Source organism: Streptomyces sp. NPDC053542 (assembly GCF_044544685.1).
Classification (GTDB): Bacteria; Actinomycetota; Actinomycetes; order Streptomycetales; family Streptomycetaceae; genus Streptomyces.
Genome location: NZ_JBITXL010000004.1, coordinates 442,333 through 462,095 on the forward strand (window position 1 = coordinate 442,333; position 19,763 = coordinate 462,095).

Consider the following 19,763-nt stretch of genomic DNA (forward strand, 5'->3'; position numbering starts at 1 on the left):
AGCCGGCGTCAGTCAGGACTCGGCAGCCGCCGTCAGGACTCTCGGGTCCCCGCGTACATGTCGTCCAGCAGGTCCTTGAAGGTGCGCTCCACGACCGGGCGCTTGACCTTCAGGCTGGGCGTGACCTCGCCGTGCTCGATGTCCAGGTCACGGGGGAGGATGCGGAACTTGCGGATCTGCTGCCAGCGCTGCAGGCCCTCGTTGACCCGCTCGACGTAGCCGTCGATCAGCGCGCGGACCTGCTCGGTGGCGACCACGGCGGCGTAGTCCTTGCCGGCCAGGCCGTGTTCCTTGGCCCAGGCGAGGATGGTCGGCTCGTCCAGCGCGATCAGCGCCGTGCAGAAGTTCCGGTTGGCGCCGTGCACGAGGACGTTGGAGACGAACGGGCAGACCGCCTTGAACTGGCCCTCGACCTCGGCGGGCGCGATGTACTTGCCGCCCGAGGTCTTGATCAGGTCCTTCTTGCGGTCGGTGATCCGCAGATAGCCGTCCGAGGACAGTTCGCCGATGTCGCCGGTGTGGAACCAGCCGTCGGACTCCAGCACCTCGGCCGTCTTCTCCGGCAGCCCGTGGTACCCCTGCATGATGCCGGGGCCGCGCAGCAGGATCTCGCCGTCCTCGGCGATGCGGACCTCCGTGCCGGGCAGCGGCTTGCCGACCGTGCCGGTGCGGTACGCCTCGCCGGGGTTCACGAAGCTGGCCGCGCTGGACTCGGTGAGGCCGTAGCCCTCCAGGATGTGGATGCCGGCGCCGGCGAAGAAGTAACCGATCTCGGGGGCGAGCGCCGCCGAGCCGGAGACCGCGGCGCGCAGCCGTCCGCCGAACGCCTCGCGCAGCTTGGCGTAGACGAGCGCGTCGGCGACCTTGTGCTTGGCGGCGAGCCCGAACGGCACCGAGGCCGTCCCGGTCCGCCGGAAGTTGTCCTGGGAGACCTTGGCGTACTCGCGGGCCACCCCGGCCGCCCACTGGAAGATCTTGTACTTCGCCGCGCCGCCCTCGCGGGCCTTGGCGGCGACGCCGTTGTAGACCTTCTCGAAGATCCGCGGCACGGCGGCCATGTACGTCGGCCGCACGACCGGCAGATTCTCGATGATCTTGTCGACCCGGCCGTCCACGGCGATGACGTGGCCCTGGGCGATCTGGCCGGCGGTGAGCACCTTGCCGAAGACGTGCGCGAGCGGCAGCCAGAGGTACTGCACGTCCTCCTCGTTCACCAGCCCGGTGGCCTGGATCGCGCGGGCCATGTACGACCAGCAGTCGTGCGGCAGCCGGACGCCCTTGGGGCGGCCCGTCGTACCGGAGGTGTAGATCAGCGTGGCCAGCTGGTCGGCGCGGAGGGCGGCGACCCGCTCCTTCACGCAGCTGGGGTTCTTCTCCAGGTAAGCGGCGCCGCGCTTCTCCAGCTCGGCGAGGGAGAGCACCCAGCCCTCGGGGTCGCCCTCGGCGGACACGGCCGCCGCCTCGTCGATGACGATGACATGCGCGAGGTCCGGCAGGTCGGCGCGGCACTCGCGCGCCTTGGCCAGCTGCGCGGCGTCCTCGGCGATCATGATGCGGCTGCCGGAGTCGGCGAGGATGTACGCCGTCTCGTCCGCGTTGGTGCTGGGGTACACGGTCGTGGTGGCCGCGCCCGAGCACAGCACGCCGAGGTCGGCGAGGATCCACTCCACCCGCGTACTGGAGGCCAGCGCCACCCGCTCCTCGGGGGCCACGCCCAGCTCGATCAGGCCCGCCGCGGTGGCATACACCCGCTGTGCGGCCTCGGCCCAGGTCAGCGACTTCCAGTCGTCCGGACCCTGGCCCGAGGCAGGCGGTACCGGATACCGGTACGCCTCGCCCTCGGGGGTGGCCGCAACCCGCTCCAGGAAGAGCGTCGCCACGGAAGGTGGCCGGTTCTCGATCAACGACTGGCTGTCCGTCACGTCTTCCTCCGGGGCCCGCTTCATTGCTGGTGACTCGCGAGTAACCTTCGAGCAGGGATCAGACTAGAACGCGCCGCGCTCCCATGTAAGGGCCTGCAGCACACTCATTCACCTTGTGACCGATCGGTGTGCGCGCGGCTCCGCTGCGCGTCCGCGCATGGTCCTCAGAAGCCCGTCTTCCCCTGCGCGGGGCGCCCGAACCGCGGTACGGCGGCGACCCGCGCCGGTACGCGAAAGGCGCCCGTCCCCGGCTGGGAACGGGCGCCCCACGTCGCCCGGCGGCGCGCCGCCGCATCGCGACGGTCACCGTCCGGCGTTACTTCTTGCCCTTGGAGTCACCATCGGAGTCGGAGGACAGGACCGCGATGAAGGCTTCTTGCGGAACCTCCACACTTCCCACCATCTTCATCCGCTTCTTGCCTTCCTTCTGCTTCTCCAGCAGCTTCCGCTTACGGGAGATGTCACCGCCGTAGCACTTGGCGAGGACGTCCTTGCGGATGGCGCGGATGGTCTCGCGGGCGATCACCCGGCTGCCGATGGCCGCCTGGACCGGCACCTCGAACGCCTGCCGCGGGATCAGCTCGCGCAGCTTGGCGACGAGCCGGACGCCGTACGCGTACGCCTTGTCCTTGTGGCAGATCGCGGAGAACGCGTCGACCTGGTCGCCGTGCAGCAGGATGTCGACCTTGACCAGGTCGGCGATCTGCTCACCGGTGGGCTCGTAGTCCAGCGAGGCGTAACCGCGGGTCTTGGACTTCAGCTGGTCGAAGAAGTCGAAGACGACCTCGGCGAGCGGCAGGGTGTACCGGATCTCCACCCGGTCCTCGGAGAGGTAGTCCATGCCGAGCAGATTGCCGCGGCGGTTCTGGCACAGCTCCATGACCGCGCCGATGAAGTCGCTCGGCGTGAGGATCGTGGCCCGCACGACCGGCTCGCGCACCTCGGCGATCTTGCCGGTGGGGAACTCACTGGGGTTGGTCACCTCGTGCTCGGTGCCGTCCTCCATGGTCACGCCGTAGATCACGTTCGGCGCGGTGGCGATCAGGTCCAGCCCGAATTCGCGCTCCAGCCGCTCCCGGATGACCTCCAGGTGCAGCAGGCCGAGGAAGCCCACGCGGAAGCCGAAGCCCAGCGCGGCCGAGGTCTCCGGCTCGTACACCAGCGCCGCGTCGTTCAACTGCAGCTTGTCCAGTGCCTCACGCAGCTCCGGGTAGTCCGAGCCGTCCAGCGGGTACAGGCCGGAGAACACCATGGGCTTCGGGTCCTTGTACCCGCCCAGCGCCTCCTGCGCCCCCTTGTTGAGCTGGGTGATCGTGTCACCCACCTTGGACTGGCGGACGTCCTTCACACCGGTGATGAGGTAGCCCACCTCACCGACGGACAGGCCGTCGGCCGGGGTCATCTCCGGCGAGTTCGTGCCGATCTCCAGCAGCTCGTGCGCGGCGCCGGTGGACATCATCCGGATGCGCTCGCGCTTGCCGAGCGTGCCGTCGACGACCTTCACATACGTGACGACACCGCGGTACGCGTCGTACACCGAGTCGAAGATCATCGCGCGGGCCGGCGCGTCCTTCACGCCGACCGGCGGCGGCACGTCCCGCACGACCTTGTCCAGCAGCTCGTCCACGCCCACGCCGGTCTTCGCGGAGACCTTCAGGACGTCCTCGGGCTCGCAGCCGACGAGGTTCGCCAGCTCGGCGGCGAACTTCTCCGGCTGCGCGGCCGGCAGGTCGATCTTGTTCAGCACCGGGATGATCTGGAGGTCGTGCTCCATCGCCAGGTACAGGTTGGCGAGGGTCTGCGCCTCGATGCCCTGAGCGGCGTCGACGAGCAGGATGCAGCCTTCGCACGCGGCGAGCGACCGGGACACCTCATACGTGAAGTCGACGTGCCCCGGGGTGTCGATCATGTTGAGGATGTGGGTCTTCCCGTTCTCCTCATCGGTGCGGGCCCAGGGCAGCCGGACCGCCTGGGACTTGATCGTGATGCCCCGCTCGCGCTCGATGTCCATGCGGTCGAGGTACTGCGCGCGCATCTGCCTCTGCTCCACGACTCCCGTCAGCTGGAGCATCCGGTCGGCAAGCGTCGACTTGCCGTGGTCGATGTGCGCGATGATGCAAAAGTTACGGAGGAGAGCCGGGTCGGTACGGCTCGGCTCCGGCACGTTCGTAGGGGTCGCGGGCACGCAGAGGTCCATTCAGAGAACGCGGGTAGACGGGACTGGGGTATTCGTCCTCCCCATCGTCCCATGAGCCGCGGGTCCGGTCCGTACGGGAGGGGCGGGGGCACGGTCCGGAGCCGCGGGTCCGGTCGGTACGGGAGGGGCCGGGGCGCGGCGCGGAGCTCCCTGCGGGTGGGGCCGGGGCGCGGCCGGAGCTCCCGGCCGCGGGTGCCGGGCGGCGGCGGCCGCGGTCCGGTTTGCGGTCCGGTTTGCGGTCCGGTTTTGGGTGGCCGTTCGCCCTGCTGGTAGCCTGGTCCACTGTGTTTCGTGCGCTCTCGTGTACGCGACACGCAGAAAGCCCGGGACGGACGAGCTGCGGCTCGGCCCCCCGGAATCCAACGAACCTGAAAAGGCTCTTTCGTGGCGAACATCAAGTCCCAGATGAAGCGGATCAAGACCAACGAGAAGGCTCGTCAGCGCAACAAGGCTGTCAAGTCGACTCTGAAGACCGCGATCCGTCGCACCCGCGAGGCCGTGGAGGCCGGTGACCTGCAGAAGGCCACCACCGCCCAGGCCGAGGCGGCCAAGAAGCTCGACAAGGCCGTCAGCAAGGGCGTCATCCACAAGAACGCCGCCGCCAACAAGAAGTCGGCGCTGGCGAAGAAGGTCGCGTCCCTCAAGGGCTGACCTTCTGACGTTCTTCCGATACCTCCACAGAGGTCTCGCGGCCGCCGTCACGGGCCCGTCCCGTACGGCAGCCAGCACGCTTCATCGCCGGTGAGGACCCAGCGGCCCCTCTCTCCGCTCCTCCCCGGCCCCCGCGCCGCACGCGGCCTGCGTTCGCCACGCGGGTGCGGCGCACCCAGCTTGATCCCGAGGACCCCGTCCCCGCCCTTCCCCAGGGTGGAGGCGGGGTCCTCGGCTTTGTGGCGGAGGGCGGGGCCTTCGGCTTGCGGAGCCCGGGAGAAGGGCGGGGCCTTCGGCTTGTGGAGCCCGGAGAAGGGCGGCGTGCCGGCTCCCGTGGACGGGGCGCCGGTGGCTGATTCCCGTCGGCTACGCTGCCGCTCATGTCGAACTCGGGGGAACAGCCCAATCCGTACGCCCAGCAGCCACCGCAGCCTCCCCAGGGGCCGCCTCCGCCGCCTCCGGCGGGACCGCAGCCGGGGAATCCGTACGGTCAGGTGCCGCAGCAGAACCCGTACGCCCAGCCTCAGCACCAGCCGCCGGCCGGCTACGGCTACCCGGCGGCCGCGCCGCACGGCGCGCCGGGGCCGACCATGCCGGGCGTCGGCCCCGCCGGCCCCGCCGGCTACGGCGGCGGTCCCGGCGGGACCGGTGGCCGCAAGGGCATGCCCTCCTGGCTGTGGGCCCTCGGCGGAGCCGTGGTCGCCTCGGCCGTCTGGGCCGGCGTGCTCGCCGCGACCGGCGGCCTCGGCGGCGAACCCAGCCCCGACCTGCGCGGCTACCGCTACCAGTCCGACCTGTGCCGGTCGACCTCGTGGACGCCGTTCGAGGACGCGCGCTTCAAGATGGAGGACAGCAGCACCTCGGACAGCTCCGGCGAGAACCCCGAGGCCAGCGGCCACCAGGACCCCGCCCTGGACTCCATGTGGTGCAACGCCGACCTCGTATCGGAGGACGCGGGCGACAACGACTACTCCTCCACGCTCGTCTACTCCAAGGCGTTCCTGCACAAGAAGACCGACCCGGCGCCGGAGTTCGCGGCGCAGTACCGCTCGTACGCACAGGAACGGTCCTCGACCCACTACAAGGTCGAGCCCGTACGGGGCCTCGGCGACGAGGCGTACCTGGTGACCCGCGAGGAAGCCGCCGACAGCAAGGGCTCGTACGTGGTCCTCGGCGTCCGGGACGGCTGGCTGACGTACGAGACCACCTGGTCCAGCTACTCCACCAGCGACAGCACCCGCCAGCCCGACTCCACCGAGGTGGCCGACATGCTCCGCACCAGCGCCAAGGAAACCCTGGCGAAGCTGAAGGGCTGAGCGGCTGCCGGGCGGGGCGGCACGGGGCTGAGCGCGGCTGGCGGCTGGGCGGCACGCGGGTGAGCGCGGCTTAGCGGCCGGCGGGCGGGCTGGCGCGGGGCTGAGCGGTACGGGGCTGAGCGCGGCTTAGCGGCCGGCGGGCTGAGCGGCACGCGGGCGGACGGGGCGGCATGCGGCTGCGCGGCACGGGGCTGAGCGCGGCTTAGCGGCCGGCGGGCGGGCCGGCGGGCCGGTGTATCGAGCGGGGCCCGCCGGCGCTCCGGGTGGCCGGCTGTCGGATGGCCGAGCCGGCGCTTCCGGTGGCCCGGCCCGCAGGGTCAGCGGCGGGAGCGTGCCGCGCGGGCGATCGTCACGACGGCCTTCTCCAGCGCGTACTCCGGATCGTCACCGCCGCCCTTCACCCCCGCGTCCGCCTCGGCGACCGCGCGCAGGGCCACCGCCACGCCATCCGCCGACCACCCCCGCATCTGCTGCCGTACCCGGTCGATCTTCCACGGCGGCATCCCCAGCTCCCGCGCGAGATCGCCCGGGCGGGCCCCCCGCGGCGCCGAGGCCAGCTTGCCGATCGCACGGACACCCTGCGCCAGCGCACTCGTGATCATGACGGGCGCGACCCCGGTCGAGACCGCCCACCGCAGCGCCTCGAGCGCCTCGGCCGCCCGCCCCTCGACCGCCCGGTCGGCCACCGTGAAGCTGGAAGCCTCGGCGCGGCCGGTGTAGTACCGCGCGACCACCGCGTCATCGATCGTGCCCTCGACGTCCGCCGCGAGCTGCGCACACGCCGAGGCCAGCTCCCGCAGGTCGCTGCCGATCGCGTCCACCAGCGCCTGGCACGCCTCGGGCGTCGCCGACCGCCCCACCGTACGGAACTCCCCGCGCACGAACGACAGCCGGTCCGCCGGCTTGGTCATCTTCGGGCAGGCCACCTCGCGCGCGCCCACCTTGCGCGCCGCGTCCAGCAGCCCCTTGCCCTTCGCGCCGCCCGCGTGCAGCAGCACCAGCGTGATCTCCTCGGCCGGCGCGCCGAGGTACGCCTTGACGTCCTTGACCGTGTCGGCGGACAGGTCCTGCGCATTGCGCACCACCACGACCTTCCGCTCCGCGAACAGCGACGGACTGGTCAGCTCGGCCAGCGTGCCCGGCTGCAGCTGGTCGGGGGTGAGGTCACGCACGTCGGTGTCCGCGTCGGCGGCCCGCGCCGCCGCCACCACCTGCTGCACCGCTCGGTCAAGCAGCAGCTCTTCCTGCCCCACCGCGATCGTGAGAGGGGCAAGGGGGTCGTCGTTTGCTGTCTTCCTGGCCATCGCGAACAGCATCCCACGCCCCACTGACACACCGGCCGCCGACCGCGACACCGGCCGCCACCGGCGGACGCCCCCTGTCGGAGAATGGCCGGGTGAGCGATGTTCGACATGTATTGGTACTGCCCGACCGGGACGCCGCTGAGGAAGTGGCCGAGCTGCTGACCGAGGAGTACGGCGTGACGGAGCAGCCGCAGCTCGTACGGGACGCCCTGGCCGGCGAGGACGACGCCGAGGACGCGCAGTGGCTCGTCGTCCTGGAAGACCCCCCGTCCGCCTGCGACCCGGCAACCCTGGACGCCCTGGCCGCCGAGTACGAAGGCTGGCTGGAACCGGCCCGCCCCTGACCCCCGGGACGCGCGGCGGGCTGCCGTCCTAGGAGGCGGCGCCCCGTGCCGCCGGCGGTATCGGTGATGCCGGGGCGCGGCCGAGGGTGATGCCGAAGTGCGTACGGTAGGCCGCGAGCACCTCCGCCTCGGGGATCTCGCGCTCCGTCCGGCTCCCGTCGGCCCCGGTGCTCACGAGCGTCCGGCCGGAGAGCGTGATCCGGCCGCCGTCATCGGTGAGCCGCGAGCAGACCAGCGACTGCGTGAAGTGCGACTTCGGCGACGTGGTCTGCCACCAGCAGCCCGCCTCGAAGTCGGCGAGCGCCCGCGGCCGCGGTTCGAGGCGGTACTGCGGCGCCCCGTCCCGCAGTACGTCGAGATCGCCCTCGGCCGTCTCCACGACCCGGAAGACCCCGCCCGGCTCGGCCTGTTCCTCCGCCGTGTCCAGCCGCAGCGGGTAGTGGCTGTGCCGCCCGAACCCGACATCGGCCAGCAGCGGTCCTTCGGGCGTACGGACCCGCACGGCCGCGTGGTCGTACGGGATGCCGAGCCGCCCGTCCTCCCCGTACACCCGCCCGGACAGCAGCTCGGCGTCGTACCCGAGCGCGGTCAGCAGGAACGCGAACGACCCGTTGAGTTCGTAGCAGAACCCGCCCCGGCGGTCCCGCACGATCTTGTCCAGCAGCGCCTGCTCGGTGAGGACGATCTCCTCGCCGAGGTGGATGGAGAGGTTCTCGAACGGGACCGTACGCAGATGCTGCAGGTGCAGCGTCCGCAGGGCGTCGCCATCGGGCACGGCTGGCCGCTCGGCCCCGATCCGCCGGAGGTAGGCATCAACGGCCTCGGCACCGTCGGCGGCCCCGGCCCCAACGGCGCCCCCGCCGCTCCGCACAGCCTCGGCGGCGGCCTCTGTATGCCTGGCAGCTTCTGTGTGCCCGGCAGCCTCTGCGTGCCCGGCAACCTCTGCCTGCCTGGCGGCCTCGGTGTCCATCAGCTCCCCGTCCTTTCCGTCGCGAACCAGCGGCGAGTACGGTCCGCCGCCGTGGCCGGAGCCGCGGCCAGCACGTCGGCGAGGGTCTGCGCGGCCAGTTCGCGGCGCCAGGCCAGCTCAGCGCGGCGCATGGCCGTGGCGATGCCGCACGGCCCCCGGAATTCGCGCCCCGGCCCCTCGGCACCCGCGCCCTGCTGCCGGATCTCCGTACAGCGGAACGCCTCCTCCGGCCCCTCGATCGCGGTCACCACGTCCATCAGCGTGATCGCCTCCGGCGGCCGGGCGAGCCGGAAACCACCGCGGGCGCCCGGCGTCGAGCTGAGGATTCCGGCCCGTACGAGCGCCTGGAGGCGCTTGTTGAGGTACGCGGCCGGCAGGTCGAAGGAGGCGGCCAGCCTCGCCGTGGACACCGGGCGCTCGTTGCCGAGCCAGGCCAGCGTCACGCAGCAGTGCAGCCCCCACTCGACACCTTCACTCATCCTCATAATCTGGAGTTTACAGATCCGGGTTCCCTCGGCTCCGGCGGCAGTCGGAACGGCTGCCGGCTGAACCTCTGGTGAAGGCTTGCCGAAGCGTGCCCGGCCACGGCGACGGCTCCCTGGATTGTGGGCATCACCGTCCTTGCCCCCGGTCCCGCCCTCCGCCCCACAGGGCGCGGACGTCCCCTCTCTCCGATCTCCCGTGCGAGGTTGCCGTGGCCATGCCGGACACCGAGACCCTCCTGGCCCTGGCCGGACTCGCCGCTACCGCCGTGGTCTGGGCCGTGGAGCGCTTCCTGCCCGGCCGCAAGCGCATCGGCTACCGCGTCCAGATGGACACTCCGATCGGCATGAACCCCCAGGACGCCCACAGCCTCGTGCAGTTGCGGCTCCTGAGACAGGACCAGGAGATCTCCGACGCCACGCTGGCCCTGCTGCGGATCGAGAACGACGGCAGCAAGGACATCGTCCGGCAGGACTACCAGGAACCGCTGACGGTGGAGTTCACCGGCCGTACGGTCATCGGCGTCGAGGTACCGGACGCCAACCCGACCGACCTGATCGGCATGCTGACCCGGCCCGGCGCCGGCCTGCGCTACAGCGGCAACCGCCTGCACCTCCCGAAGGTCCCGCTCAACACCCGCAACCACTTCAAGCTGCTCGTGCTGCTCTCCGGAACGGACGGGGACACCGACGAGGACACCACGGGCCGCGGCCGGGCGCGGGCCGGCGGCGAGGTGACCGTCGGCGGCTTCCTCAGCGGTGGCCGGATCCGCCGGAACACCCAGCGCTGGGGACCGCGCAAGCCCAGCCTCGCCCTCGGCGGCCTCTTCATCGTCCTGGTCGGGCTGCTGGGCGGACTGCTGCTCAGCACCCCGGCACCGCCCGCCCGCGCCGAGTGCGCGACGGGGCGGCTGACCATCGACGGGTCCACCGCGTTCGCTCCCCCGATGCAGGAGATCGCCCGCCAGTATCAGGCGCGCTGCCCGGGTGCGGTGCTCGACGTCGCCCGGAGCGGCAGCCTCTCCGGCCTCGCCAACCTGAACCGGGCCGGGCGCGCCGCCCGCTCCGGCAGCCCGTCCTTCCTCGCCATGTCCGACGTCCCCGCCCCCTCGATCTACGGGCGGCTGCAGGGCGAGCGGGTCGGCGTCATCCTGCTCAGCCTGGTCGTCAACGAGCGCACAGGCGTCGACAACCTCACCCTCGACCAGGTGCGGAAGATCTACGACGGCACGTACACCAACTGGCGGGACGTGGGCGGCAACGACCTCGCCATCCACGTCGTCGGCCGCGACGCCGGGTCCGGGACCCGGCGGGCCTTCGAGACGACCGTGCTGCGCCGTTCTGAGCCGGGCGTGGTGTCGTCGTACGACTGCACCGGCAAGGACCGGGACGAGCGGGCCCGCGTCACCCGCTGCGAGGTGAACAGCACCACCGGACTGCTGGACGCGGTCGACCGGGTGGCGGGCGCGGTCGGTTACGCCGAGACCTACGCGGCGGCCAAGCGGCCGCACGTCATCGGCATCCGGCTGGACGGGCACGAGCCCGACATCGAGTGGGGACAGCAACATGAATACCCCTTCTGGACCGTTGAGTTCCTGTACTCCTACGGGCATCCGGCGGACGGCTCCCTCGCCGCGAAGTTCCTGACGTACCTGAACTCCGACACCGCGAAGAACGTCATGCGGATGTACAAACACGTGCCCTGCGCCGACGACCGGAGCCTGTCGGCCTCCGTATGCCGTCCCTGACGGCCACCCGGCGGCGGGCCGGTCGCCGCCGCCCGCGGACCGGGCGGCGGCCGTTGCTGGTGGCGGCCGCGATGCCGGTGGCCGTGGCCGCGAGATCGGTAGTGGCGGCCGCGAGACCGGTGGTGGCGCTGCCCGTCACGGCGATCGCACCGTCGGTATCCGTACGCAGCACCCTCGCCCCCTGGACGCGCAGCGCGGCGACCGTGCTGGGGGCCGGGTGGCCATACGGGTTTCCGGCACCCACGCTGATCAGGGCGAGCCGCGGCGCCAGCGCGCGCAGGAGCGCCGGGTCCTGATAGGCGGAGCCGTGGTGGGCGACCTTGAGCACGTCGACCGACCGGAGGCCGGGGTGTTCGGCCAACAGCTCCTGCTGAGCCGGCGGTTCGAGGTCGCCCGGGAGGAGGACGGTCAGCCCGGCGGTGCGCACGAGGAGGGTGACACTGGCGTTGTTGGGTCCTTCGGGCATGGGACCCGTGGAGGCGTCGGGGGATGCAGCAGGGGAGGAAGCAGGGGGCGGGATCGGTACCGGGAACGGGGATGAGGGCGGGGGCGGGGGCCAGAGGACTTCCCAGGACACCGCGCCCGTTCGGCGCCGCTCCCCCGGTACGGCCCTGATCACCGGTACGTCATGGTCCGCCGCCACCTTGCGGACGAACGCCGCCCGGTCCGGCGGGTCCTCGCGCGTCGTCGTCTCAAGAGCCCCGACGCTGCGGCCCCGGAGCGCGCCGGGCAGACCGTCCACATGATCGGCGTGGAAATGGGTCAGGACGAGCAGCGGGATGCGGCGTACGCCCAGTTTTTGCAGGCAGCGGTCCATGGCACGCGGTTCGGGACCCGTGTCCACGACCAGCGCGCTGCCGGGGCTCGTGGCCACGACGAGGCCGTCTCCCTGACCGACGTCGCACACGGCCAGCCGCCAGCCGGGCGGCGGCCAGCCGGTGATGATCCGGGTCAGGGGCACGGGCCGGACGACGAAGACGACCAGGAGCAGGGCACAGACGACGCACAGCCGGCGGTACCGCAGCAGGGCCCGCGCGACCGGTACCAGGGCAGCAATGGCCGCGGCCAGCAGGAGGCCCCCTGACCAGCCACCGGGCCAGCCGAATTCGGCGCCGGGCAGCGCCGCTCCCGTCCGCGCGATGGCCGCGATCCACTCGGCCGGCCATCCCCCGCACCAGGCGAACGTGACGGCGAGCGGCGGGAGCAGCGGCGCGGTGGCCAGGGCCGCGAACCCGAGCACCGTCGCGGGCGCCACGGCCAGCTCCGCGAGCAGGTTGCAGGGGATGGCCACCAGGCCGACGCGGGCGGCGAGCACCGCGATGACCGGCGCGCACACGGCCTGCGCGGCGGCGGCCGCGGCGATCACCTCGGCGAGCCGGGGCGGAACCCTCCGCCGCTGCAGGGCGGCGCTCCAGCGCGGGGCGAGAGTGAGCAGCGCGCCCGTGGCCAGGACGGAGAGCAGGAAGCCGTAACTCCGGGCGAGCCACGGGTCGTAGAGCACCAGCAGCAGAACGGCGGCGGCGAGCGCGGGGAGCAGCGTACGGCGGCGGCCCGAACCGATGGCCAGCAGCGTGATCAGTCCACAGGCGGCGGCGCGCAGCACGCTGGGGTCGGGGCGGCACACGACGACGAAGGCGAGCGCCACCGCTCCGCCGATCACCGCCGTGGTCCGCAGCGACAGCCCCAGGCGGGGCGCGATGCCCCGGCGTTCGGCACGTACGGCGAGGTGCGGCGGGCCGATGAGCAGGGCCAGCACGATGGTGAGGTTGCTGCCGGAGACGGCGAGCAGGTGCGTCAGGTCGGTGGCCCGGAAGGCGTCGTCGAGCTCCGGCGTCAGTCGGGAGGTGTCACCGACGACGAGCCCGGGCAGGAGGGCGCGGGCATCGGGCCGCAGCCCGTCGGACGCCTCGCGCAGCCCGCCCCGGAGGGAGCCCGCGAGCCGCTGGAGGGACGTGGGGCCGCCGATGCGCCGCGGTGGCGAGCCGGCCGCATCGGCCGCTACGCGCAGTACGGCGGCCACCCGGCCGGTGGGCGGCAGCGGGGGTACGAGCCGCGCCTCGACCCGGATGCGCGTGGAGGGGAGCAGCGCCCGCCAAGTGCGGTCCGTCTTGCGGCCGTGCTGGGGAACGATGACCAGGACGGGGGTGCGGAGGGCGGTCACCGCACCGTCCGGTGCGGTGATGCGGCGTGCTTCGGCGGCGAACACGACGGCGGCCGGCATACGCTGCGCGCCGCCTGCCCGCTGCCGGGCGAGGTGCGGGTCCTCGGTCACCTCCAACTCGACGGTGGCTTGCGCGTACTGGTGCGCCAGCCGGGGCACCGGGCCGCGCCGCAGGTCCGCGCCGTGGAGCGCTGCCGAGGCCGCCCCGCCCACCGCGCAGAGCAGCACCGCGGCCGCCGCGACGAGGGTCCCGGCTTCCCAAGCCGTATGCCGTCGGCGCCGTCGGCGCCGCCCGAAGACAGGACCGGGGCCGGGGCGCGGGCCGGGATCCGGGGAGGCGGCCGGCCCGGCCACTTGTCCGCGTACGGCCCGGAGGACGGCGAGGCCGGCCAGTACGAGAGCGGCGGCACAGAACACGAGCAGCGGGGGGACGGGCGCGTCCAGGGCCACTGCCGCGGCTCCCCAGGCGGCGAGCGCCGGCGCAACCAGCCGCAGGTCGGCCGGGCCCTCCTCCTGCGGAGTCTGCGTCTGCGGGGCGACAGACGCGCCGGGCCCTGCCGGCGAGTGCGGGGCAACCGGCGTCGGCTGCGCGCCGCCCCGCTCGCCCTCGGAACCGGACCGCTCGCCCCCGGAACCGCCCCCCTCACCCTCGGAACCGGACCGCTCCCCCTCGGGGTCGTTCGCCGACTGCCCGGCGGCCGAGCCGTACGAGGAGGCCGGGGCCCATGGGGTGGTCATGGCTGCACCAGGGGGCGCAAGTCGGCGAAGCGGCGATCACCGATGCCGTTCACCTGCTGCAGCTGGTCGACCGAGGTGAAGCCGCCGTGCTGGGTGCGGAAGTCGATGATGTGCTGGGCGAGGACGGGGCCGACGCCCGGGAGGGTGTCGAGCTGGTCGGCGGTGGCGGAGTTCAGGCTGACCGGGCCGGCCGGGGCGCCACCGGCCGCGGCGGAGCCTCCCGACGGACCGCCGGCAGGAGCGGCGGCGGCAGCACCGCCCGATGCCGCAGGGGCGGCGGCCGGAGCGCCAACGACGACCTGTTCGCCGTCGGCCAGCAGGCGGGCGCGGTTCAGCGTGCGGGTCTCCGTCCCGGGCAGCACCCCGCCCGCGGCGCGCAGCGCATCGGCGACGCGGGCGCCCGGAGGGAGGCGGTGGATGCCGGGGCGGCGCACCTTGCCCGCGACGTCCACGACGATGCGGCGGTCCGCGGCGCCGGATACCGCACCGGCCGCGGCGCCTGCCGTGGTGCCGCCGGCCGCGGCACCGCTCGGACCGGCGAGCCCGGCCGGCCCCGCCCGCTCGGCCGCGGCCGGGTCCCTGGCCGGCGCGGCTGCCGAGGCGTGCTGCGCGGTCGGCGCCCGTACGGCCTGGGGTCGCGCGGTCCAGAAATGGTGGACCGCGAAGGCCACGGCGATCAGCAGCACGACGGCGAGCGCGCCGAGCGCCTTCGGGTCCGTGCCGCACCGCAGCTGGATCCACAGCGGCAGTCGTTCCTGCAGCGCCACCCGCCAGCGGGCCAACGGCAACGGGCCCGAACGGCCAGGACCCCACGCATCAGGTGGAACAGGTGGAGCAGGCGGAACAAGTCGATCAGGTGGATCGGGTGGGTCGGGGTGGTCAGGGCGGTCAGGGTGGTCAGATGAAGGTGCGGAGATGCGAGATCGCGGAGTCATGTCGACGACGCTAGAGCGATTTCGCGAACACCGTCGATCACCACCAAATTCCGTGGATAATCGGCGAGTTGTGGATAACTCGGCCACCCGGACGAGGGAAAACCGTCCCGCCGCCTACCGCGGCGAGAGCACAACTCCCAGCAGCCCCGGCCCCGTATGCGCGCCGATCACCGCGCCCACCTCGCTGACGTGCAGGTCCATCAGGCCCGGCACGCGGGCACGGAGGCGATCGGCCAGGGCGTCGGCGCGCTCGGTCGCCGCCAGGTGGTGCACCGCGACATCGACCGGATCCGTGCCCGCCCGGTCGGCCACGATCTCTTCCAGGCGCGCGATGGCCTTGGACGCCGTACGGACCTTCTCCCGCAGTTCGATGCGTCCGTCGGCGAGTTGGAGCAGCGGCTTGACCGCGAGCGCGGAGCCCAGCAGGGCCTGTGCCGCGCCGATGCGGCCGCCGCGGCGCAGGTACTCCAGGGTGTCGACGTAGAAGTACGCGGAGGTGCCCTCGGCGCGCTTCTCGGCCGCGGCCACCGCCTCGTCGACGTCCCCGCCGGACTGTGCGACCTCCGCGGCCGCAAGGGCGCAGAAGCCCAGCGCCATCGCGACCATGCCGGTGTCCACCACCCGCACGGGGACCGGCGCCTCCTTGGCCGCCAGTACGGCCGCGTCGTACGTCCCGGAGAACTCCGAGGAGAGGTGGAGCGAGACGATGCCGCCGGCGCCGGCGGCCGCGACCTCACGGTAGGTCTCGGCGAACGTCTCGGGAGCGGGCCGGGACGTGGTGACGTACTTGCGTTTTTGCAGGGCCTGGGCGACCGACCTGGCCGAGATCTCCGTTCCCTCTTCCAGGGCCTCGTCGCCGAGGACCACGGTCAGCGGCACCGCCGTGATCCCGTGGCGCTCCAGCGCCGCCCGCGGCAGGTAGGCCGTTGAATCGGTGACGATCGCGACATGGCGGGACATGACTGGGAGGTTATCCAGAGAACCCGGAGCCCGACAGTGCGGGCCCCATTTCAAGATCTTCTCCGATCACCCGGCGATGCGCCACAGACGATTTCGCGCCGTCCGCGAGATCGCCGGCCGGCGGTCCGGCAGCTCCCCGGCGCTCAGCCGGCCGCGTCGAGTACCGCTCTCCGGCCACGTCAGCCCGCGCTCTCCGGACGGGCCGTCTTCTGCCACGAGTACGGCGTCCGTATGCGCGGGTCCGGGGCGTCGATGGCCTGCGGGCCCTCGGGGGCAGCGGCCGTACCGGGCTGCGCGGTACCGGACTGCTCGGACGGCGGCGGCCAGGCGGCGAGCGGGTCCGGCACGGCATCCGTACCCGGCCCGGACGTGCTCTCGCGCGTGCCCGGCGCCGACGTCCAGTGCCGCAGCGCGCCCGCCTCCACGTCGATCTGTCCGGCCAGCGCCGCCAGGTCGTCGTCGGCGAACTTCTGGGCGCGGTCCTGGGCCGCCCAGCGCAGCGAGTCCGAGGAGTGCGTGATCCGCTCCAGGCGGTCGCGCAGCTCGGGGAGACGCTCGGTGATCCGTGTCCGGTCCGGCTCGCGCTCCAGGCGCTTCAGGTCGGCGTCCAGCTCGTGGCCGTGCTCGCTGAGCCGTGCGAACAGGTTCAGCGCTTCGCTCAGCGACTGGTCCTCGGGGGCGGCGGCCCGCAGCGCTTCCTGGGTGGCGCGCATCGAGGTACGCAGGGAGAGCCGCATCTGGGCCAGCTGTCCGGCCGGGCCGGACTGGGTGTACTGCCGAGCGCGCAGGGTGGTGTCCTCGACCGTGCGGCGGGCCTGGGCGACCGTACGGTCCACGCCGCGCTTGGTCGCCGAGACGGCCTTGACCGTCACGAACACGCCCGCCGCGACGAACAGCACGAAGAGCAGGGCGAGGATCGCGAGCACAGCGGTCATGGGCTTACCTCATGTGGGCTCGGTCGGACCGACGGACGGACTGCTTCCTTCTCCCACCGTAAACGCCCCGGGCAGGCCGCGGGTTCCCGGAGAACCCCCAACCTGCCCGTAGTGGTTGTCCCCCACGCGCGCCTGCCGGTAGGCGCGCGTGGGGACCGGATCACGCCGGAACGATGTTGACCAGCTTCGGAGCCCGCACGATCACCTTGCGGATGCCCGCGCCGCCCAGCGCGTTCACGACCGCGGGCTCGGCCAGCGCCGCCGCCTCCAGGTCCGCGTCCGAGATGGCCGGCGAGACCTCCAGGCGGGCCTTGACCTTGCCCTTGATCTGCACGACGCAGGTCACGGTCTCGTCGACGACGTACGCCGGGTCGGCCACCGGGAAGTCCGCGTGCACCACGGAGTCGGTGTGGCCCAGCTTGCGCCACAGCTCCTCACCGATGTGCGGGGCCAGCGGCGCGACCAGCAGGACCAGCTGCTCGGCGACCGAGCGCGGCACGCTGCCGCCGGCCTTCGTCAGATGGTTGTTCAGCTCCGTGACCTTGGCGATCGCGGTGTTGAAGCGCAGCCCGGCCATGTCCTGGCCGACGCCGTCGATGGCCTTGTGCAGGGCGCGCAGGGTGTCCTCGTCCGGCTCCGCGTCCGTGACGGTGACCTCGCCGGTGGCCTCGTCCACGATGTTGCGCCACAGGCGCTGCAGCAGGCGGTACTGGCCGACGACGGCGCGGGTGTCCCAGGGGCGCGAGACGTCCAGCGGGCCCATCGCCATCTCGTACAGCCGCAGCGTGTCCGCGCCGTACTCCTGGCAGATCTCGTCCGGGGTGACGGCGTTCTTCAGGGACTTGCCCATCTTGCCCAGGACGCGGCTGACCTTCTCGCCCTGGTAGTAGTACCCGCCGTCGCGCTCCTCGACCTCGGCCGCCGGGACGGCGATGCCGCGCTTGTCCCGGTAGACGAACGCCTGGATCATGCCCTGGTTGTACAGCTTGTGGAACGGCTCGGCCGAGGCGATGTGCCCCAGGTCGTGCAGCACCTTGGACCAGAAGCGGGCGTACAGCAGGTGCAGCACGGCGTGCTCGGCGCCGCCCACGTACAGGTCGACACCGCCGTGCGGCTGGCCCTCGCGCGGGCCCATCCAGTACTGCTCGACGGTCGGGTCGACCAGCTTCTCGTCGTTGTTCGGGTCCAGGTAGCGCAGCTCGTACCAGCAGGAGCCGGCCCAGTTGGGCATGGTGTTGGTCTCGCGGCGGTAGCGCCGCACGCCCCGGCCGTCGCCCAGGTCCAGCTCGACGTTGACCCAGTCCTCGTTGCGGGACAGCGGGGTCTCCGGGGAGGTGTCCGCGTCGTCCGGGTCGAAGGTGCGCGGCGAGTAGTCGTCGACCTCGGGCAGCTCCAGCGGCAGCATCGACTCGGGCAGCGCGTGCGCCACGCCGTCCTCGTCGTACACGATCGGGAAGGGCTCGCCCCAGTAGCGCTGCCGGCTGAACAGCCAGTCGCGCAGCCGGAAGTTCACGGTGCCCTCGCCGATGCCCTGCGCGGCCAGCCACTCGGTGATCTTCGCCTTGGCCTCGGTGACGCCCAGGCCGTCCAGCGAGATGGTGTCGTCCGAGGAATTGACGATCTTCGCGTCGTACGAGGAGAACGCGTCGTCCCAGGTCGACGGGTCGGTGCCGCGGTCGTCCGAGGGCTCGACCACGCAGCGCATGGGCAGCTCGAAGGCGCGCGCGAAGGCGAAGTCACGGGAGTCGTGCGCCGGCACCGCCATGATCGCGCCGGTGCCGTAGCCCATCAGGACGTAGTCGGCGATGAAGACCGGGACACGGTCACCGCTGGCCGGATTGATCGCGTACGCGCCGGTGAAGACGCCGGTCTTGTCCTTGGCCTCGGCCTGGCGCTCGACGTCCGACTTCGCGGCGGCCTGCTTGCGGTACGCGGCGACGGCCTCGGCCGGGGTGTCGTAGCCACCGGTCCACACGTCGTGCGTGCCCTCGGGCCAGGCGTCCGGGACGATCGAGTCCTCTCCGGAGACCAGCTCGTGCTCCGGGGCCAGCACCATGTAGGTCGCGCCGAACAGGGTGTCCTGGCGGGTGGTGAAGACGGTGATGCGCTTGTCCCCTACGGGGAAGTCGACCCGCGCGCCCTCGGAGCGGCCGATCCAGTTGCGCTGCTGCAGCTTGATCGCCTCGGGCCAGTCCAGCCCGTCCAGGTCCTCCAGCAGGCGGTCCGCGTAGGCCGTGATGCGCATGTTCCACTGGCGCAGCTTGGCCTTGAAGACGGGGAAGTTCCCGCGCTCGGAGCGGCCCTCGGCGGTGACCTCTTCGTTGGCCAGCACGGTACCCAGGCCCGGGCACCAGTTGACGGGCGCGTCCGAGGCGTACGCCAGGCGGTACTCGCCCAGGATGTTGGCGCGCTCGATGGCGCTCAGGTCGGCCCACGCGCGGCCGTCGGGCGTCTCGCGCTCCCCCGCCTCGAACTGGGCGACCAGCTCGTCGATCGGGCGCGCCTTCTTGGCCTCGGTGTCGTACCAGGAGTTGAAGATCTGCAGGAAGATCCACTGGGTCCACTTGTAGTACGCCGGGTCGATCGTCTCGATCGAACGGCGCTGGTCGTGGCCCAGGCCCAGGCGGCGCAGCTGCGCCTTCATGTTGACGATGTTGGCCTCGGTGGAGGCCCGCGGGTGGGTGCCCGTCTGGACGGCGTACTGCTCGGCGGGCAGGCCGAAGGCGTCGAAGCCCAGGGTGTGCAGGACGTTGTGGCCCGTCATGCGCTGGAAGCGGGCGTAGACGTCGGTGGCGATGTAGCCCAGGGGGTGGCCGACGTGCAGCCCCGCACCCGAGGGGTACGGGAACATGTCCATGATGAACTTCTTGGGCTTGGCCGCCTGCTCCGGGTCGCCGGCCAGGTCACCACTGGGGTTCGGCGCCTCGTAGGTGCCGTTCTGCTCCCAGAAGTCCTGCCAGCGTGCCTCGATGTCCGCGGCCAGCGCGGCCGTATAGCGGTGCGGGGCCGCCGCCTCGGCGGCCGTGGTCGTCTCGCTCATCGTCCTCAAAGCTCCATCGATCGTCTCTGCCTGCGGAAACGCACCCCTTGCGGGCACCTT

14 protein-coding genes are annotated in these 19,763 nt (G+C 72.4%); 4 read left to right on the plus strand and 10 right to left on the minus strand.

All coding sequences use genetic code 11. The features are described from left to right. Positions 1-32: 32 nt before the first annotated feature. On the minus strand, positions 33-1,922 hold the full coding sequence (locus tag ACIGXO_RS13700) for an AMP-dependent synthetase/ligase (protein ID WP_399784949.1): 1,890 nt from the start codon (positions 1,920-1,922) through the stop codon (positions 33-35). A 316-nt stretch (positions 1,923-2,238) separates the two neighbouring features. Continuing rightward, complete coding sequence (gene lepA / locus ACIGXO_RS13705) at positions 2,239-4,107, minus strand: translation elongation factor 4 (RefSeq protein ID WP_399784952.1); 1,869 nt, start codon at positions 4,105-4,107, stop codon at positions 2,239-2,241. A gap of 396 nt (positions 4,108-4,503) precedes the next feature. On the opposite strand from lepA, the gene rpsT reads away from it, so the two are divergent. Together rpsT and ACIGXO_RS13715 are read left to right on the plus strand one after the other, a co-directional pair. Next, entirely contained in the window at positions 4,504-4,770 is a 267-nt protein-coding gene (gene rpsT, locus ACIGXO_RS13710) for a 30S ribosomal protein S20 (RefSeq protein WP_030249540.1), read from the plus strand. A 380-nt stretch (positions 4,771-5,150) separates the two neighbouring features. Then, entirely contained in the window at positions 5,151-6,086 is a 936-nt protein-coding gene (locus ACIGXO_RS13715; RefSeq protein WP_399784955.1) for a hypothetical protein, read from the plus strand. 317 nt (positions 6,087-6,403) lie between these two features. On the opposite strand, the gene holA is transcribed toward ACIGXO_RS13715, so the two are convergent. Then, on the minus strand, positions 6,404-7,390 hold the full coding sequence (gene holA / locus ACIGXO_RS13720) for a DNA polymerase III subunit delta (RefSeq protein WP_399784959.1): 987 nt from the start codon (positions 7,388-7,390) through the stop codon (positions 6,404-6,406). Positions 7,391-7,482: 92 nt separating this feature from the next. Here holA and ACIGXO_RS13725 point away from each other — a divergent pair, with 92 nt between their 5' ends. Next, entirely contained in the window at positions 7,483-7,734 is a 252-nt protein-coding gene (locus ACIGXO_RS13725; RefSeq protein WP_399784962.1) for a hypothetical protein, read from the plus strand. A 28-nt stretch (positions 7,735-7,762) separates the two neighbouring features. On the opposite strand, the gene ACIGXO_RS13730 is transcribed toward ACIGXO_RS13725, so the two are convergent. Then, entirely contained in the window at positions 7,763-8,509 is a 747-nt protein-coding gene (locus ACIGXO_RS13730; protein WP_399784964.1) for an arylamine N-acetyltransferase, read from the minus strand. Positions 8,510-8,703: 194 nt separating this feature from the next. Further along, entirely contained in the window at positions 8,704-9,189 is a 486-nt protein-coding gene (locus ACIGXO_RS13735; RefSeq protein ID WP_399784967.1) for an RrF2 family transcriptional regulator, read from the minus strand. A gap of 215 nt (positions 9,190-9,404) precedes the next feature. Here ACIGXO_RS13735 and ACIGXO_RS13740 point away from each other — a divergent pair, with 215 nt between their 5' ends. Then, positions 9,405-10,934, plus strand: coding sequence for a PstS family phosphate ABC transporter substrate-binding protein (locus ACIGXO_RS13740; protein ID WP_399784970.1), 1,530 nt, complete (start codon positions 9,405-9,407; stop codon positions 10,932-10,934). Here ACIGXO_RS13740 and ACIGXO_RS13745 read toward each other — a convergent pair. From ACIGXO_RS13745 to leuS, 5 genes are all read right to left on the minus strand, one after another. Further along, positions 10,864-13,833, minus strand: a complete 2,970-nt coding sequence (locus ACIGXO_RS13745; RefSeq protein ID WP_399784972.1) for a ComEC/Rec2 family competence protein — start codon at positions 13,831-13,833, stop codon at positions 10,864-10,866. The two genes, ACIGXO_RS13740 and ACIGXO_RS13745, sit on opposite strands and share 71 nt — an antisense overlap. Next, positions 13,830-14,600, minus strand: coding sequence for a helix-hairpin-helix domain-containing protein (locus ACIGXO_RS13750; RefSeq protein WP_399784975.1), 771 nt, complete (start codon positions 14,598-14,600; stop codon positions 13,830-13,832). The genes ACIGXO_RS13745 and ACIGXO_RS13750 overlap by 4 nt, the downstream gene beginning before the upstream one ends. Before the next feature lie 282 nt (positions 14,601-14,882). Further along, positions 14,883-15,728, minus strand: a complete 846-nt coding sequence (locus ACIGXO_RS13755; protein WP_399784977.1) for a DegV family protein — start codon at positions 15,726-15,728, stop codon at positions 14,883-14,885. Between the two features lie 179 nt (positions 15,729-15,907). Continuing rightward, a complete protein-coding gene (locus tag ACIGXO_RS13760) occupies positions 15,908-16,663 on the minus strand; it encodes a hypothetical protein (RefSeq protein WP_399784980.1) in 756 nt (251 codons plus the stop codon). 160 nt (positions 16,664-16,823) lie between these two features. Continuing rightward, positions 16,824-19,703 (minus strand): leucine--tRNA ligase, encoded by a 2,880-nt coding sequence (gene leuS, locus ACIGXO_RS13765; RefSeq protein ID WP_399784983.1) that lies wholly within the window; start codon positions 19,701-19,703, stop codon positions 16,824-16,826. Positions 19,704-19,763: the final 60 nt, after the last annotated feature.